The sequence below is a fragment of the Nocardia sp. NPDC003345 genome (assembly GCF_053589395.1).
Map to the genome: position 1 here is coordinate 1 of NZ_JBSFRU010000133.1, position 15,691 is coordinate 15,691.

17 protein-coding genes and 1 pseudogene are annotated in these 15,691 nt (G+C 68.2%); 8 read left to right on the forward strand and 10 right to left on the reverse strand.

Annotation, left to right across the window (positions count from 1 at the left end; all coding sequences use genetic code 11):
• Positions 1–142: 142 nt before the first annotated feature.
• Complete coding sequence (locus tag ACWDU1_RS16355) at positions 143–358, reverse strand: biotin/lipoyl-binding carrier protein (protein ID WP_449999285.1); 216 nt, start codon at positions 356–358, stop codon at positions 143–145.
• Positions 359–503: 145 nt separating this feature from the next.
• Between ACWDU1_RS16355 and ACWDU1_RS16360 the strand changes: the two genes are divergently transcribed.
• Positions 504–578: a 50S ribosomal protein bL37 gene (locus tag ACWDU1_RS16360; RefSeq protein WP_022597109.1), complete on the forward strand. Its 75-nt coding sequence runs from the start codon at positions 504–506 to the stop codon at positions 576–578.
• Between the two features lie 107 nt (positions 579–685).
• Here ACWDU1_RS16360 and rsrA read toward each other — a convergent pair whose 3' ends face one another.
• Both rsrA and ACWDU1_RS16370 read right to left on the reverse strand, forming a co-directional pair.
• Positions 686–961, reverse strand: coding sequence for a mycothiol system anti-sigma-R factor (gene rsrA / locus ACWDU1_RS16365; protein ID WP_449999303.1), 276 nt, complete (start codon positions 959–961; stop codon positions 686–688).
• A gap of 20 nt (positions 962–981) precedes the next feature.
• Positions 982–1,668, reverse strand: a complete 687-nt coding sequence (locus ACWDU1_RS16370) for a sigma-70 family RNA polymerase sigma factor (protein ID WP_449999286.1) — start codon at positions 1,666–1,668, stop codon at positions 982–984.
• 277 nt (positions 1,669–1,945) lie between these two features.
• Here ACWDU1_RS16370 and ybaK point away from each other — a divergent pair, with 277 nt between their 5' ends.
• Both ybaK and ACWDU1_RS16380 read left to right on the forward strand, forming a co-directional pair.
• The gene (ybaK, locus tag ACWDU1_RS16375) at positions 1,946–2,437 is read left to right on the forward strand and encodes a Cys-tRNA(Pro) deacylase (protein WP_449999288.1); all 492 of its coding nucleotides are present in this window, start codon (positions 1,946–1,948) and stop codon (positions 2,435–2,437) included.
• A gap of 129 nt (positions 2,438–2,566) precedes the next feature.
• Positions 2,567–2,863, forward strand: a complete 297-nt coding sequence (locus ACWDU1_RS16380) for a hypothetical protein (protein WP_449999290.1) — start codon at positions 2,567–2,569, stop codon at positions 2,861–2,863.
• 24 nt (positions 2,864–2,887) lie between these two features.
• Here the strand turns inward: ACWDU1_RS16380 and ACWDU1_RS16385 are convergent, their stop codons facing one another.
• On the reverse strand, positions 2,888–3,787 hold the full coding sequence (locus tag ACWDU1_RS16385) for an SOS response-associated peptidase (RefSeq protein WP_449999291.1): 900 nt from the start codon (positions 3,785–3,787) through the stop codon (positions 2,888–2,890).
• A gap of 205 nt (positions 3,788–3,992) precedes the next feature.
• Between ACWDU1_RS16385 and ACWDU1_RS16390 the strand changes: the two genes are divergently transcribed.
• The 3 genes from ACWDU1_RS16390 to rsgA all read left to right on the forward strand — a co-directional run bounded on the left by ACWDU1_RS16390 (position 3,993) and on the right by rsgA (position 7,887).
• On the forward strand, positions 3,993–5,498 hold the full coding sequence (locus ACWDU1_RS16390) for an aldehyde dehydrogenase family protein (protein WP_449999292.1): 1,506 nt from the start codon (positions 3,993–3,995) through the stop codon (positions 5,496–5,498).
• Positions 5,499–5,578: 80 nt separating this feature from the next.
• Positions 5,579–6,889 carry a 3-phosphoshikimate 1-carboxyvinyltransferase gene (aroA, locus tag ACWDU1_RS16395; RefSeq protein ID WP_449999305.1) on the forward strand — a complete coding sequence of 437 codons (1,311 nt, stop codon included), beginning with the start codon at positions 5,579–5,581 and terminating at the stop codon, positions 6,887–6,889.
• Entirely contained in the window at positions 6,886–7,887 is a 1,002-nt protein-coding gene (rsgA, locus tag ACWDU1_RS16400; protein ID WP_449999307.1) for a ribosome small subunit-dependent GTPase A, read from the forward strand. The genes aroA and rsgA overlap by 4 nt, the downstream gene beginning before the upstream one ends.
• Before the next feature lie 61 nt (positions 7,888–7,948).
• On the opposite strand, the gene ACWDU1_RS16405 is transcribed toward rsgA, so the two are convergent.
• On the reverse strand, positions 7,949–8,293 hold the full coding sequence (locus ACWDU1_RS16405; RefSeq protein ID WP_449999293.1) for a TfoX/Sxy family protein: 345 nt from the start codon (positions 8,291–8,293) through the stop codon (positions 7,949–7,951).
• Positions 8,294–8,388: 95 nt separating this feature from the next.
• Between ACWDU1_RS16405 and ACWDU1_RS16410 the strand changes: the two genes are divergently transcribed.
• Entirely contained in the window at positions 8,389–9,363 is a 975-nt protein-coding gene (locus ACWDU1_RS16410; RefSeq protein ID WP_449999294.1) for a hypothetical protein, read from the forward strand.
• A gap of 3 nt (positions 9,364–9,366) precedes the next feature.
• Entirely contained in the window at positions 9,367–9,753 is a 387-nt protein-coding gene (locus tag ACWDU1_RS16415; protein WP_449999296.1) for a GntR family transcriptional regulator, read from the forward strand.
• Between the two features lie 76 nt (positions 9,754–9,829).
• Here ACWDU1_RS16415 and ACWDU1_RS16420 read toward each other — a convergent pair whose 3' ends face one another.
• The 5 genes and pseudogenes from ACWDU1_RS16420 to ACWDU1_RS16440 all read right to left on the reverse strand — a co-directional run.
• Positions 9,830–11,170 carry an LLM class flavin-dependent oxidoreductase gene (locus ACWDU1_RS16420; protein WP_449999297.1) on the reverse strand — a complete coding sequence of 447 codons (1,341 nt, stop codon included), beginning with the start codon at positions 11,168–11,170 and terminating at the stop codon, positions 9,830–9,832.
• Positions 11,171–11,180: 10 nt separating this feature from the next.
• Positions 11,181–12,059, reverse strand: a complete 879-nt coding sequence (locus ACWDU1_RS16425; RefSeq protein WP_449999299.1) for an ABC transporter permease — start codon at positions 12,057–12,059, stop codon at positions 11,181–11,183.
• Positions 12,052–12,882: an ABC transporter ATP-binding protein gene (locus ACWDU1_RS16430; RefSeq protein ID WP_449999301.1), complete on the reverse strand. Its 831-nt coding sequence runs from the start codon at positions 12,880–12,882 to the stop codon at positions 12,052–12,054. The genes ACWDU1_RS16425 and ACWDU1_RS16430 overlap by 8 nt, the downstream gene beginning before the upstream one ends.
• The gene (locus ACWDU1_RS16435; RefSeq protein ID WP_449999309.1) at positions 12,879–13,898 is read right to left on the reverse strand and encodes an ABC transporter substrate-binding protein; all 1,020 of its coding nucleotides are present in this window, start codon (positions 13,896–13,898) and stop codon (positions 12,879–12,881) included. Before ACWDU1_RS16435 ends, ACWDU1_RS16430 begins: the two co-directional genes overlap by 4 nt.
• A gap of 1,284 nt (positions 13,899–15,182) precedes the next feature.
• Positions 15,183–15,691, reverse strand: a pseudogene (locus ACWDU1_RS16440) (hypothetical protein); the annotation flags it as partial.

The window sequence follows — 15,691 nt, forward strand, 5'->3', positions numbered from 1 at the left end:
GGCTCGAAGCGAGGCGGCGCAGCCGCGAGTCTCGAGCCCTGACAGCAGACGCGGGCCGAACCCTTTCAGGGCCTCGTAAGACTCGGCGCCGGGCGGTGGGCGGCCGGCGCGGGGGGCAGTCGATCGCAGGTGGGGCGTGGGCTCAGTCGATGACGGCTATCAGGTCGCCCTGCTGGAGTACCTGGCCCGGGGTGACGGCGATGGACGCCACGGCACCGCCCACCTCGGTGATGACGGGGATCTCCATCTTCATGGATTCGAGCAGGACCAGGGTCTGGTCGATGGTGACGTGATCACCCACCGCGACCTCCACGGTGAGCACCGTGGACACCATTTCCGCCCGCACTTCTTCCGCCATGACACCCCGTTCGGTAGGTTCGTCCGGTCTCGGGGCCGGGGCCCGCTGTACCGCCGTCGGTACAGCCAATCACACGTGAAAGAATGGGCCGGATCAACATGTACTCCCCGCAGTCGCGGGAATTGTCCCCAGGAGGGAGCTACCTATGGGTAAGCGTGGCCGCAAGAAGCGCAGCCGTAAGGGAAACGCAGCCAATCACGGCAAGCGTCCCAACGCCTGAGCCGCCCGGGCCCAGGCCCGGCACAGACCACGAACGGCCCGTACTTCGAAACGAAGTACGGGCCGTTCGTCGTAGGTGGTGCCGGGCGCGGTGGCGCCGAGGCCGGATCAGCCGCGACCGGGGTCGGCGGTGGCGTCGTCGGAGATGATGGTCACCGAACGGCGGATCTCGATCGTGAGACGCTCGCGCAGGGCATCGGGGGCCTTGTCACCACCGCATTTGCGGCTGAGCATGCTCTTGATCTTCTCTTCGATGCCGTAGGCCTCGATACAGGGGGCGCAGTGGTCCATATGGTGCTGGAGGCGTTCGCGGGTGCGATCGTCGCATTCGCCGTCGAGCATGAGCCAGACGTCGGCCAGTACCGCCGTGCAGTCGAGCTCCATATCGGGATCGCGCTCGGTGCTCACTGCTTGACCTCCTGGCGCACCGCCGAGGCGGTATCGGCATTCCCGGACCCCGGCGCGGTGCGGTCGAAACCTCGTTCGCGCGCCACATCGGCGAGCAAACCCTTCAGTTGTTTCCGGCCGCGGTGCAGCCGGGACATCACCGTACCGATGGGAGTGCCCATGATGTCGGCGATCTCCTTGTACGGGAACCCTTCGACATCGGCGTAGTACACGGCCATCCGGAACTCTTCGGGCAGCTGGATGAGCGCGGCCTTGATGTCGTCGTCGGGGAGCGCGTCCAGCGCTTCGACCTCCGCCGAGCGCAAACCGGTGGAGCTGTGCTCCGCGGTGGCCGCGAGCTGCCAGTCGGTGATCTCGTCGGTCGGGTACTGCGCGGGCTGGCGCTGTTTCTTCCGGTAGGAGTTGATGTAGGTGTTGGTGAGAATGCGGTAGAGCCAGGCCCGCAGGTTGGTGCCCTCTTTGAAGGATTTGAAGCCGGCATAGGCCTTGACGTAGGTCTCCTGCACCAGGTCTTCGGCGTCGGCGGGATTGCGTGTCATCCGCAGCGCGGCGCCGTACAACTGGTCCAGCATGGGCAGTGCGTCCCGCTCGAACCGCCGGGCCCGTTCGGCCTCGGTCTCCGGCCGCCCGGCAGGCCGCTCGTCGGCGCCGGTTCCGGTCGCCACGTCGTCCTCGCTCGTCACACGTGTCCCTTCGATCGGCTTACCAGCCAAATCTACCGGCAGTGTGGAGTCGGAGAAGAACCGCGTGCGCACCGGAGCAGGATCGTGCTGGACCGGGCGTTGTTCGAGCAGAACGGGCACCGTCACTCCTAAGCTTCCGCGGTGTCGCATCCGGCGGGATCGCCCCGCATATGCGCTGTTCTGCCGCGTACAACTACGGCAACGGCCGGTCTGTTCCCCATCACGGGAAAGTCACGCCGCGACCCGGGCCGGACCCCGGCGGCGGTAGGGTCGCGCCATGGCAGCAGGCGCCACACCGGCGATCCGCGCCCTGGTCACGGCCGGGGCCGAGCACACCGTCCACGGTTACGATCACGATTCGCGCACGGATTCCTACGGCAGCGAAGCGGTCGACGCGCTGGCCGCCCGGCTGGGTGTGGCGCCGGGGCAGATCTTCAAAACGCTGGTGTTGCGGTTGTCCACCGGATCCCTCGCGGTGGCGGTGCTGCCGGTACCGCGCACGCTGGCGCTGAAAGCCGCCGCCGCGGCGCTGGGCGCCCCCAAGGCCACCATGGCCGACAGCGCTGCCGCCGAGCGCGCCACCGGCTATGTGCTCGGCGGTATCTCGCCGCTGGGTCAGCGCAAACGGCTTCCGACCGTGGTGGACGAATCGGCGCTGGAGTGGGATCGGATGCTGTGCAGCGCGGGACGGCGCGGTCTGGAGATCGAAGTGGCGCCCGGCGACCTGATCCGGCTCACCGGTGCGGTCACCGCCTCGGTCACCGCGTAGGGGATGGCGGCGCAGCGCCGGCGGAAATGGACCGCCACCCGCGTGCCGGGCGGCAATTCGGCTGGTCGCGGGCGAACGTATGCGTTACTGGGATCGACCGTTCGACCCGATCCGAGGATGTGATGCGATATGTCCCAGCGCAAACCCGTGCGCACCGCGTTCTTCGTCGTATCCGCGGCAGCGGCGCTGCTGGCCGGGCCCGTGCTCGTAACGGCCCCGGTGGCGGCGGCCGCCCCGGAGTATCCGCTGGGTGGTGAGGGCGGAGGCGGCGGCGCCACCGAGAAGAAGCCCGAGGAACAAGCGGGCGAACGCGCCGAACGCGCGGGCGGCGGACTGGCGTCGGAGGTGATAGACCTCGGCGCCGACCTGCTCAAATGCGGACTGAGCATCGCCACCGAGGCGGTGAGTTGCCCGCTCGGAAAATGAGACGGCAGCGACGACCCGGAGCGGTTATCCGCTCCGGGGTCCCGGTTGCGGTGTCGCGACGGCTACAGCAGGGTGGCCTGCTCCCCCGGCCTCTCCGACAGGCGCCAGCAGCTCCGGGCCGTTGTTCTTCACACTGTTCACCAGGGGTGACACCGGCCGCGCGGTGATCTCGGCGACGAGCGCTTCGCTCGGTGTCTCCAGCAGCCCGGCGGGCGCCGGATGGTCCGGGTCCAGCCAGGCGGCCCAGTTCTCCTCCGGCATCGGCAACGGCATCCGATCGTGGATGCGGGTCAGATCCCCGACCGCGTCGGTGGTGAGGATGGTGCACGACAGCAGCGGTTGCGGGTCGTCGAGGGAGCGGTCTCGCCATACCGACCACAGGCCCGCCATGTACAGGCGTGATCCGTCGGCGCGCGACATGAAATAGGGGTGTTTGATCACCTTGGGCTTCTTGCCCTTCCCGGGCCCCGCCGGGTCGGGTTCGACCAGCCACTCGTACCAGCCGTCCATCGGCACCAGGCAGCGCCGGTATTTCACCGCGTCCCGGAACGAGGGCAGGCCCGCGGCCTTGTCCGCGCGGGCATTGAACAGCGGCCTCCCCTTGACCGGCACCCCGGGTTCGGCGGGTTTGGTCCAGTGCGGGATCAAACCCCAGCGCATCCGCCGGAGCCGGCGGGTGGCGGGCCCGTCGGGGTGGTCGTGGTCGTGGCGATCGACCACGGTGACGATCTGCGTGGTCGGCGCGACGTTGTAGTTCACCCCCCGGTCACGGTCGCTCGCCTCGGTGGATTCGGCGGCAGCACCCGAATCGGCCCGTAGGCCACTGCCGGATCCGGTCGCGGGGGTGGATTCGGTCTCGTCCAGCGCGTCCAGTTCCACCGCGAGCCGTCCGGGGTTGGTCGTGGTCGCATATCGTCCGCACATATTTCGATCCTGGCACCGGATACCGACAGATGAGCACAATTACCGGCCGATGAACACAAATATCCGCCGAGTGGACGACAATGGGACTTGTACTGGGTGACGCGTTGAGAGTTATGCCCTAACATTCTCTCATCGGGGACGAGGCGGTCGGTTACTGCCCGTTCGCGCGCGCAGCTACCGCCCTACTTCCCGCAGAGGAGACCCTGTGACAACCACAGAAAAAGCCACCGAGAAAGAATCGGTGCTCACCTCGGTCGATCCGGCCACCGGCGCGACGCTGGCCACCTATCCGATCGCGGACGAGGCGGCCGTCGCCGCCGCCGTGGCCAAGGCCCGTGCCGCCGCCCCGGTCTGGGAAGATCTGGGTTTCGACGGCCGTAAGAAGGCCCTGCTGCGCTGGTCCAGCAAACTGGTCGCCAAATCCGACGAATTCTGCGCGCTGATCCACGCCGAGAACGGTAAACCGGTCGACGACGCCTTCCTCGAACTGATGCTGGCGCTGGAGCACATCGCGTGGGCGGCCAAACACGCCAAGAAGACCCTGTCGCCGCAGAAGGTGCCCTCGGGCGCCACGATGGCCAACTTCGCGGCGCGGATCGAATACCGCCCGCTCGGCGTCATCGGCGTGATCGGCCCGTGGAACTACCCGGTATACACCCCGAACGGTTCGCTGGCCTACGCGCTGGCCGCCGGTAACACCGTGGTGTTCAAGCCGTCGGAATTCTCGACCGGTATCGGCAATTTCATGGCCGAGGCGTTCTCCGAGGCCAATCCGGAACTGCCCGAGGGCGTATTCGTGGCGATCAACGGCTACGGCGCGACGGGCGCCGCGCTGGTGAAATCCGGTGTCGACAAGATCGCTTTCACCGGTTCCGCCGCCACCGGCAAGAAGATCATGGCCTCGGCCGCCGATACCCTCACCCCGGTGCTGCTGGAATGCGGCGGCAAGGACCCGGTGATCGTGGCCGCGGACGCCGATGTCAAGGCCGCCGCCGACGCCGTGGCCTGGGGCGCGACCGCCAACAGCGGCCAGACCTGCGCCGGTGTCGAACGTGTCTACGTCGACAAATCGGTCAAGGAGGAGTTCCTCGCCGAACTCACCCGCATCCTGAAGAACGTCAAGCCCGGTTCCGGCGCCGGCGCCGCCTACGGCCCGATGACCATGCCCAGCCAGATCGATATCGTCAAGCGTCATATCGAGGCGGCGATCGCCAGCGGCGGCAAGGCCCTGCTCGGTGGGCCGGAATCGGTGAAGGGCCCCTTCATCGAGCCGGTGGTGCTGGTCGACGTGGACGAGGACTCCGCGGCGGTCAAGGAGGAGACCTTCGGCCCGACGGTCACCGTCACCACGGTGAACAACATCGACGAGGCCGTCGATCTGGCCAACAACACCACCTTCGGCCTGGCCTCGGCGGTGTACTCGAAGAAGCAGGGTCTCGAGATCGCGCGCCGGCTCAAGGTCGGTGCCACCTCGGTGAACTCTGTGCTCGGTTTCGCCGCGATCCCCGGCCTGCCCTTCGGTGGCAGCGCGGATTCCGGTATCGGCCGTATCCACGGCGAGCCCGGCCTGCGTGAATTCGTGCGCCCGCATTCGATCGCGGTCCAGCGGTTCGCGATCCCCGGGATGGCGCTGATGAGCTACAGCCGCACCGCGGCCAATATGAAGATGCTGCGACGGATGGTGCCGCTGCTGCACGGCCGGAACAAGTAAGCCCCGGTTCACACGTGACCACGCGGCCGGTGGTGCTCGGCGACACACTTGCGAGCACCACCGGCGCGCATGTCACCCCGATGCGCCAAGATGGTCGGGTGAGTTTCTGGCCAGCGCCCCATGTCGATGCCCCCGTGCAGGCGACCGTCACCCTGCCCGGCTCCAAATCGATCACGAACAGAGCGCTGGTCCTGGCCGCGCTCGCCGACGGGCCCTCCACCATCACGGGGGCCCTGCGCAGTCGTGACACCGGCCTGATGATCGCGGCCCTACGCGCGCTCGGCACCCAGATCATCGGGGACGACGAAACGCTGGCCGTCACCCCCGCTCCGCTCACCGCCGGCCGGGTCGACTGCGGTCTGGCCGGGACCGTCATGCGGTTCGTCCCTCCGGTCGCGACCCTCGCCGCCGGCGACAGCGCCTTCGACGGCGATATCGCGGCACGGGTCCGCCCGCTGCGCACCATCCTGGACGCCCTGCGCGGGCTCGGTGCCGATATCGACGGCGACGCCCTGCCGTTCACCGTGCGCGGCGCCGGTTCGCTACGCGGCGGCGAGATCACCATCGACGCCTCGGGCTCCTCCCAGTTCGTCTCCGGTCTGCTGCTCTCGGCCGCGCGTTTCGACGAGGGCGTGATCGTGCGCCACTCCGGCACCGCGCTGCCGTCGATGCCGCATATCGAGATGACCGTCGAAATGCTGCGCCGGGCCGATGTCACCGTCGAATCCCCCGCCGACGCCCGCGGTGAGCAGACCTGGACCGTGGCCCCGGGCCCGATCCGCGCGGTGGACTGGACGGTGGAACCGGACCTGTCCAACGCCACCCCGTTCCTCGCCGCCGCCGCGATCACCGGCGGCCGGGTGAGCATCCCGCACTGGCCCCGGCTCACCACGCAGGCCGGCGATGTGATCCGGGAGATCCTGGTGCGGATGGGCGCCGAGGCCGGTTTCTACGACGGCGCGCTAACCGTCACCGGCCCCGACCGGCTGGCCGGTATCGATATCGACCTGCACGATGTGGGCGAACTGACCCCCACCGTCGCCGCGCTGGCCGCGCTGGCGGATTCGGAGTCGCGGCTGCGCGGGATCGCGCATCTGCGCGGTCACGAGACCGACCGGCTCGCCGCGCTGTCCACCGAGATCAACCGCCTGGGCGGGCAGGTCACCGAGACCGAGGACGGTCTCGAGATCAGCCCCGCCCCGCTGCACGGCGGCCGCTGGCACTCCTACGCCGACCACCGGATGGCCACGGCGGGAGCCATTCTCGGCCTCGCGGTACCCGGGATCGAGATCGAGGATATCGGCACCACCGCCAAGACCCTGCCCGATTTCGTCTCCCTGTGGGAGTCGATGCTCGACCCTGCGACGGCCGAGCCGGGGGCGGCACACTGAGCCGGCGCGGCCGCTCCACCGCCTCCTACGACGAATCCGATGTGCGGGTGCGGCCGGGGCGGAGTTCGCGGCCGCGCACCAAGACCCGCCCGGAGCACCGGGACGCGCAACCGGCGATGGTGGTGTCGGTCGACCGGGGCCGCTGGGGTTGTGTCCTCGACGGCGATCCCGAGCGCCCGCTGATCGCGATGCGCGCCCGGGAACTGGGCCGGACCCCGATCGTGGTCGGCGATCGCGTGGATGTGGTGGGCGACCTGTCCGGCCGCGCGGATACGCTGGCCCGTATCGTGCGGGTGGCCGAGCGGACCACCGTGCTGCGCCGCACCGCCGACGACACCGACCCGTTCGAACGCGTGGTGGTCGGCAATGCCGAGCAGTTGTTCATCGTGGTGGCGCTGGCCGATCCCCCGCCCCGCACCGGGTTCGTGGAACGGGCGATGGTGGCCGCCTTCGCCGGTGGCCTCACGCCGGTACTGTGCCTGACCAAGCACGACCTGGCCGCGGATTCGGATTTCGCCGCGGCGTTCCACGATCTGGATCTCACGATCGTCTATGCCGGGGTCGACGATCCGCTGGACGACACCCTCGCATTGCTCGGCGGTCGGCTGACCTGTTTCCTAGGCCATTCCGGGGTCGGAAAGTCGACCCTGGTGAACCGGTTGGTGCCCGATGCCGCGCGAGCCGTCGGCGAGGTATCGGGTGTGGGAAAGGGCAAGCACACCTCTACGCAGTCGGTGGCGCTGGCGCTGCCGGGTGGCGGCTGGGTGATCGACACCCCGGGAGTGCGCTCCTTCGGCCTGGCACATATCACCCCCGACGATGTGATCGCGGCCTTCACCGATCTCTCCGACGCGATCGAGGACTGCCCGCGCGGCTGTACGCATCTCGGGCCGCCGGCGGACCCGGAATGCGCGCTCGACGAACTCACGGATCGGACCCGCCGGGTGGCGGCCATCCGGCGGCTGCTGGTCGCGTTGAATTCCAACGATCAGTGGTGACCGCGCCCCGGGCAGTATTCGACGACCTCGGGTAGTGCCCGGATCCGGTCCGTCGGCCGTCTCAGCGTTTCGGCTTCTTGGGTGGCAGCGACCGGGCGAATCGCGCCCCGCGGCCGACCCAGGTATCCAATTCCGCATCGCCGGCGATCGCCGCCGCCGTTATCCGCAACCAGCCGTCCAGTTCGCGTCCCTGCATCACCATCGGCGTCACGTGGCGGTCGTCGACCAGCGCCGCGGCCTCGGCGGGTTCCATCCGGACCATCAGCCCGCCTTCGCGACTCACGGCGACCCCCATATTCCCGCCGAACAGGAAGGCCAGTCCGCCGAACATCTTCCGTTCGGAGATATCGGCGCCCGGCTCCACCGTGTCGCGGACGCGTTCCGCGAGTTCTTCGTCGTAGGCCATCGGGTCATTGTGCGCGTACCGGCCGACAGATTCCGGACCGGCGACACCGCCGACAAAATCACTTGTTATGATTCAAACATAACAAGGAGGTGCCCATGACGACCCCCAGCACGATCCGGCTCGGACTCCTGGCCGGATTGCCGCCCGTTCTGTCCGCCGTGCCCAACATTCTGTTGCTGAACGCCGCAGCCGATCGGCTGCCCGACCCGATCGCCACACATTTCGGTGCGCACGGTGCCGACGGGTTCACCGGCCGGACCGGGACCATGTTCATCTCCGCCGGCGTGGGGACCGCGCTGGGCATCTTGTTCGCCCTGGTCATCGTCTTGGCCGCACGGACCGGCAAACTGACGCGCACACCACAGACCCCGCTGGACCCGATCCGGTTCATGGTCGCCGCCTCGTGGGGTGTCGGCGGGTTCACCGGCGCCATCATGTTCTTCGGTACCCGCGCCAACCTTCACCTCGCGGATGCCGCGGCGGCCGAACTGTCCGGCCTGGCGGTGCTGTCGGCCCTCGCCATCGGAGTGCTGTTCGCGGTAGGCGGCTGGTTCGGCGCGCCGAAGGCACCGATGGCGCCGAGCGCGCAGTCTCCGGCCAGGCCGCTGCCGCTGGGCCCGACCGAGCGAGTGAGCTGGAGCCGCCGGATCTCCTCACCGTGGATGCTGCTGGGCGGTATGACGATGGCGATCGCCGGCGTGGTGGCCGGGTTCGTCACACAACCCGGAATCGGTGTGATGCTGGCGCTGACGGGCGCACTGGTCGCGCACCTGGGCGTGATCCGGGTGGTGGTGGATCAACGCGGTCTCACCGTCGGGACCGGGCCGCTCGGCTGGCCGCGGTGGCAGCTCCGGCCCGACGAGATCAGCGCGGTCGCCACCGAGGACCTCTCCCCCGCCCGGTACGGCGGTTACGGAATCCGGATGGTGCCGGGCGCGACCGCGGTACTGCTGCGCAGCGGGCCCGGCATCGTGGTGACCCGGCGCTCGGGCCGGCATTTCGCGGTATCGGTCGACGACGCCGGCACCGGCGCGGCGGTGCTGGCCGGTGTTGTCGACCGGAAGGCCTGAGCGGTGTTGATCCGGGTCGACCCGGGGCGATCGGAACCACTGGCCGATCAGATCGCCGCCTGCGTCCGCCGCGCCATCGCCGACGGTGAGGTGGCCGCGGGCGGGCGGCTGCCGGGGGCCCGCGAGCTGGCCGCCTCGCTGGATGTCAGCATCCATACCGTCCTGGCCGGCTACCAGCAGTTGCGGGCCGAGGGGCTGATCGACCTACGCCGCGGCCGGGGCGCCACGGTGCGCGCGGGCGCGCCCGACGGCCGTGCCGCTGTCGTCGATCTCGCCCGCCGGCTCGTGACCGCGGCCCGGCGTATCGACCTCGACGACGATGAACTCCTCGACCTGGTACGCACCGCCGCCAAGGCCGGGCGCCACTCCCCGGCTGCCCCGGAGTCCTAGGCGTACCTTTTCTTCCGCCCCGGCCGTGCGCGGCACTGTGCGACAGTTCAGTTCGGCTCGCGCGCGTTCGCCCGTTCTAGGCACCGACCCCGGCCACCGCCGCCGGCGCGAACCGGCCGGGATGACGGCCGAGCCCGTAGTGACCGCGCAGGGTGGTCTCGGTGTATTCGGTCCGGAAAAGCCCCCGCGCCCGCAGGATCGGCACCACCCGGTCCACGAAATCGGTCAGTCCGCCGGGCAGATACGGCGGCATGATGTTGAACCCGTCGGCGGCGCCCGCTTCGAACCATGCCTGCAGATCGTCGGCGATCTGCTCGGGCGTACCGGCGAGCGTGCGGTGCCCGCGACCGCCGCCGAGCGCAGCGATGATCTCACCGACGGTCAGTGATTCCCGGTTCGCCAGATCCTTGACCAGCTGGTAGCGGCTCTTGTTGCCCTGGATCGTCTCGATCGGCGGCAGCGGCGGCAACGGCGCGTCCAACGGGTGCCCGGTCAGATCGACTCCGAGCATCTGAGAGAGCTGGCGCAACGAGTACTCGGGTGAGATCAGATCGGTGAATTCCTGCTCCAGCTGTTTCGCCGCCGCGGTCGTCTCGGCGATGAACGGCACGATACCGGGCAGGATCTTCACCTCGTCGGCGTCGCGGCCGAAGGCCACCGCCCGCGATTTGACCTCGCGGTAGAACGCCTGTCCATCCGCGATCGACCGCTGTGCGGTGAACACCGCCTCCGCGTAGCGGCCCGCGAAATCCTTCCCGTCGGGTGAGGACCCGGCCTGGACCAGCAGCGGGCGGCCCTGCGCGGATCGCGGAACGTTCAGCGGCCCGCGGACCTTGAACCGCTCTCCGGCGTGATCCACCGTATGCACCTTGGACGGGTCGGCGAAGATCCCGGTGGCCGCGTCCAGGACCACCGCGTCGTCTTCCCAGGAGTCCCAGAGCGCGTTCACCACATCGACGAATTCCGCCGCCCGGCGGTACCGGCCGGCATGGTCGGGGACCTCGTCGTAGCCGTAGTTGGCGGCCTCGTCGGCGGTTCCGGAGGTCACGATGTTCCAGCCCGCCCGGCCGCCGCTGATCCGGTCCAGCGAAGCGAATTTCCGGGCGAGCGTATAGGGCTCGTTGTAGCCGGTCGACGCGGTGGCGATGAGCCCGATCCGCTCGGTGACCACCGCCATGGCCGTGAGCAGGGTGACCGGCTCGAAAACCGCCTGCGTATTGTGCGCGATCCGCGGGCCCACCGCGAGCCCGTCGGCGAAGAACACCGAATCCAGGGTGCCGCGTTCGGCGATCCGCGCGAGTTCCTGGAAATGCGCCACCGACAGCACATCGTGCGCGCGGGTACGCGGATGCCGCCAGGCCGCCTCATGGTGACCGACACCCATGAGGAATGCGTTGAGATGTAGTTGGCGAGTCATCGGTACCTGTCTAGAGAGCCACACGCCAGCGCGACAGCCGGCGTTCCACGAATACGAGAACTGCGTTGAAAACCAGGCCGACCAGCGCGATCGCGATGATCCCGGCGTACATGTCGGGGATCTGGAAATTCAGCTGGGCAGCGGTGATCAGATAGCCGAGACCGGCCTTGGCGCCGACCATTTCGGCGGCGATCAGAACCAGGATCGAGGAGGCCGCGGCCATCCGGAGTCCGGTGAAGATCGTCGGCACGGCAGCGGGAAGAACCACCTTGTACACCAGCGCGATCTGGGAGAAGCCCAGTGACCGCGCCGATTTGATGAGCAACGGATCAACCGTGCGCACCCCGGAGATGGTGTTCAGCAGAATCGGGAAGGTGCACGCGTAGATCACCAGCGCGACCTTCGAGGTCTCTCCGATTCCCAGGATCAGCACGAATACCGGGAGCAACGCCAGTGCGGCGGTATTGCGGAACAGTTCGAGCACCGGATTGAGGAAGTCGGCCACCGGCCGGTACCAGGCAATGGCGACACCGAGCGGTACCGCGAACGCCGCGGCGATCACGAACCCGGTGAGCGCCCGCGACAGGCTCGTGGACACGTGCTCCCACAGTTGGCCGTTGCCCACCAGTTCGAAGAAGGTCCGGGCGACCTCGGTGAAGGGCGGCAGGAACACCTTGTCCACCAGCCCGGCCCGCGGCGCGGCCTCCCACAGCGCCAGGAAGGCCAGGATGGCGAACGAGGGTTTGGCCACCCGCCAGACCAGACCGCCCGCGCGGTGGCCCAGCCGCCGGGCCGGCCCGGGTACGGTCTCCCGGGGCCGGGCAGTGGCAGGTGGCGCGGTGGCCGCGGGGGCGTGATCGAGGGTGCCGGTGGCGAGCGCGCTAGACATGCTGAACCTCTTCGGTGGTGGAGATATCGGCGAGTTCGAGCGACCGGGCCCGCTCCACCTCGTCGTGCAACAGCGACCAGATCCGGTGCCGCAGATCGCGGAAACCGGCGCTGGACCGCACATCCTCGGCGGTGCGGTCGATATCGACATCGACCACCGTTTTCACCCGGCCGGGACGCGAGGTGAGCACCGCCACCCGCTGACCGAGGTAGATCGCCTCGTCGATGCCGTGGGTGATGAACAGGATCGTCTTACCGGTGCGCTCCCAGATACGTAGCAGTTCGTCCTGTAGTGATTCCCGGGTCTGGGCGTCCAGCGCCGCGAACGGCTCGTCCATCAGCAGGACTTCGGGGTCGAAGGCGAGACTGCGGGCGATGGCGACCCGCTGTTTCATACCGCCGGACAATTCGTGCGGATAGCGGTCGGCGAATCCGGCCAGCCCGACGAGCTCGAGATAATGCTCGGCACGGCCCCGGCGTTCGGCGCGCGGCACGCCCTTGGCCTCCAGGCCGAATTCGATATTGCGGCGCGCGGTGCGCCACGGTAGCAGGGCGTACTGCTGGAAGACGATGCCCCGGTCCAGGCCCGGACCCGTGATCGGTGCACCGTCGAGCAGGATCTGGCCCGACGTCGGTGTGGAGAGTCCGCCGAGCAGGTCGAGCAACGTGGACTTCCCGCAACCGCTGGGCCCCACCAGCACCAGGAACTCGCCGGCGGCGAGATCCAGGGTGATGTCCTCGATCGCGGTGAGGTCGGCTTCCTGCCCCCGGATCGGGAACTGCTTGGTCACCTGTGCCAGGCGGAGTTTGGGTGTATTGCTCATTTCTCACCAGCCAGTGCTTGTCCGTCGGGTCCGCTCTCGGCGGGATAGGTCCCGTTGGCGTACGGGTTGTATTCGTTGGTGTAGAGATCGGCGGCCGTCAGTTCGCCGTCCTCGAGTTCGCCGTTGCGCACGAGCCAGTCGATCCAGATCTGCAATTCGCGTTCGGCGATCACCGCGCCCGGTACCGGGACGCCGGAACTGCGCCAGTAGCGGATCGCCTTATCGCTCTCGGCGCGACCACGCTTATGGATGATGTCGAGGAAGCGGCCGACCACCTCGTCACGCGGATGGGTCTGCGTCCAGCGGACGGCCCGCGCCGTGCCCTGCACGAAATCTCGCACCGCGTCCGGGTTGGCGGCGATGAAATCGTCACGCATCACGTAGGTGCCGTAGCTGAAGGCGCCGAATAGATCGCGGTCGGTGAACAGGGCCCGGATACCACCCCGTTCGAGCGCGACCTCCCGCTGCACGCTGCCGAGGGTGGCCACATCGATCTGGCCCTCGCGCAGGGCCTGTTCGGTGTTGACCGGCGGGACCACGATCAGCTGGACGGTCTTGATCTCCTCGGCGGTGAGACCTTGCTGGGCGAGCCATTCCCGGGTGAGGAATTCGTGGTGCGCGCCCAGGGTGTTCATCCCGACCTTCTTGCCGATGAGGTCGCGCGCGGTGCGAATCGGGCTGCCGTCGAGAACGTAGTAGCCGGTGTAATCGCCCTCGTCCGCCCCGTAGGAGCTGAGCACCGAGGTGATGGGCGCCCCGGCCGCGTTGAGTTTGACCACCGCGCCGTTGAAGGCCGAACCCACCTCCGTTTCGCCGGTGGCGGCGGACTGGATGTCCTGCGGGCCGCTGGTGGTGTCGCCGACCCATTCCAGCTGGATCTTCTCGAAGTAGCCCAGGTCCGCGGCCAGTTCGTGGAACAACACGTCCCCGGACCAGCCCTGGTACCGCACGATCGTGCGGCCGTCGGCGGTTTCGGCCGCCTGCCCGCCCGTACCGCAGGCGCACACCAGCGACATGACGGCGGCGAGCAGCACCGCCCCCACCGATCCGAGCGACCGGCGGTGCGCTGGTGACTTCAGGCGTCCTGGCATGGCATCGATCCTTAACGTGATTGGGCTGCCAGCCATGGTGCGGACGCGGCGGCGAAGTCTGAACCGTTTGGGTCAGTGCGAGTCGAACCCGGGCCGTCCCGGCCGCCGCCACTACGCCCGGGACCGGTACCGCAATGGCGAAATCCCGACGAATTTACTTGTGCGCCATAGGAAGTTAAATGTGCTGCGATGTAATCCGAAGGCGTGTTCGGCGCGCCCGTGGGGGTTATCCTGGCAGGCGTACCGCGCGGCCGGTCGCCGAGGGAAGGTCAGTTCCGATGGTTCAAGAGCCGGGCACCTGGGCCGGTCTGAAACAGGACGCGTCTCAGGACCTGCTGTATTTCGACCCGGCGGCGGCGGTGACCGGCGCGGAGGCGGCGAAACGGATGGTCGATCAGATGCTGGCCATGCGCGCCGCGATCGACGATTTCTATATGGACGAACTGGGCAACTTCACCGGCGGCATCCTGACCTCGGGTCAGAAACTCGCCGAGATCTACAACAAGCGGGCCGACCGGTTGTCCACGGTCCTGCAGGATCACGCCAATATCGGCACCGAGATGGCGAACGCGTTCGTGCAGGCCGGGCTCTACTACCGCCGGACCGAGGAACAGAACGCGGCCGAACTCGACAACGTCGCCCTCGACAAGCTCGCGAACTTCCATGTCCCGGTCACGGCGACCTCGGAGATACCGAGTCTGTTCACCGGCGGCACCCGCTGGGACGACTACGTCCGCAACCACTACCCCGACGGCACATCCACCGATGCGGGCCGGCCCGGGACACAGGACGACTTCCTGCTCACACCCGCGGCGGGGCTACCCAACGAGTTGCAGAACTATCTCGGCCGCCAGGAATCCATATCGCCGGATGTCGTCGGCCTGGAGAACAGCGCAGCTCTGGGGTTCACGCATTTCCGGGGCCTCGCCGACAATCTGCCGTGGGGCGTCTTCGTGCTCGCCGGGATATCCCGGCGATGGTGGCAACTCGCGGGGATCACGAAGGCCGAACTGGAGAAGTTCGAAACCGCCATCGAGAGCATCCAGAACAAATGGCTCGGACAGGCAGCGGACAAGGCGCGCACGGCCACCAGGAACTACATCGACGCGATCGCCCCGCTGTGGAACTCCATGTTCTCGCTGAGCGAGAACATGCACTACAGCGCCGACTGGATGAACCGCACCCAGATGTCGATGCCGAAGGAGGACTTCACCTTCGACAGCGTGTCGGTGGAGCAGGCCGTCCTGCAGCGGTATCGCGAGGAGTGGGAGAAGCACTACGCGGAGGGCATGCGCAACACCCTCCGCGAGATGCCGGTGATCGAGGGGCCGATCGCCGAACCGAAACCGCCACCGCCGGGCAACAACGACGATCCCGGAAACAACGATCCGGGCAACAACAACGGCAATAACAACAACAACGGGAACAACAACAATCAGGGCGGAAACAACAGCCCCGAGGATGTGGCCTACCAGGACGGCTACGACGACGGCTATCAGCAGGGCTTCGAGGACGGCCAAGAGGAGAATCAGGGCCAGGGGGGCAACGAGGGCCAGGGAGGCAACCAGGGCCAAGGCGGCAACGAAGGCCAAGGCGGCAACCAGGGCCAAGGCGGCAACCAGGGCCAAGGCGGCAACCAGGGCCAAGGCGGCAACCAGGGCCAAGGCGGCAACCAGGGCCAAGGCGGCAACGAAGGCCAAGGCGGCAACCAGGGCCAG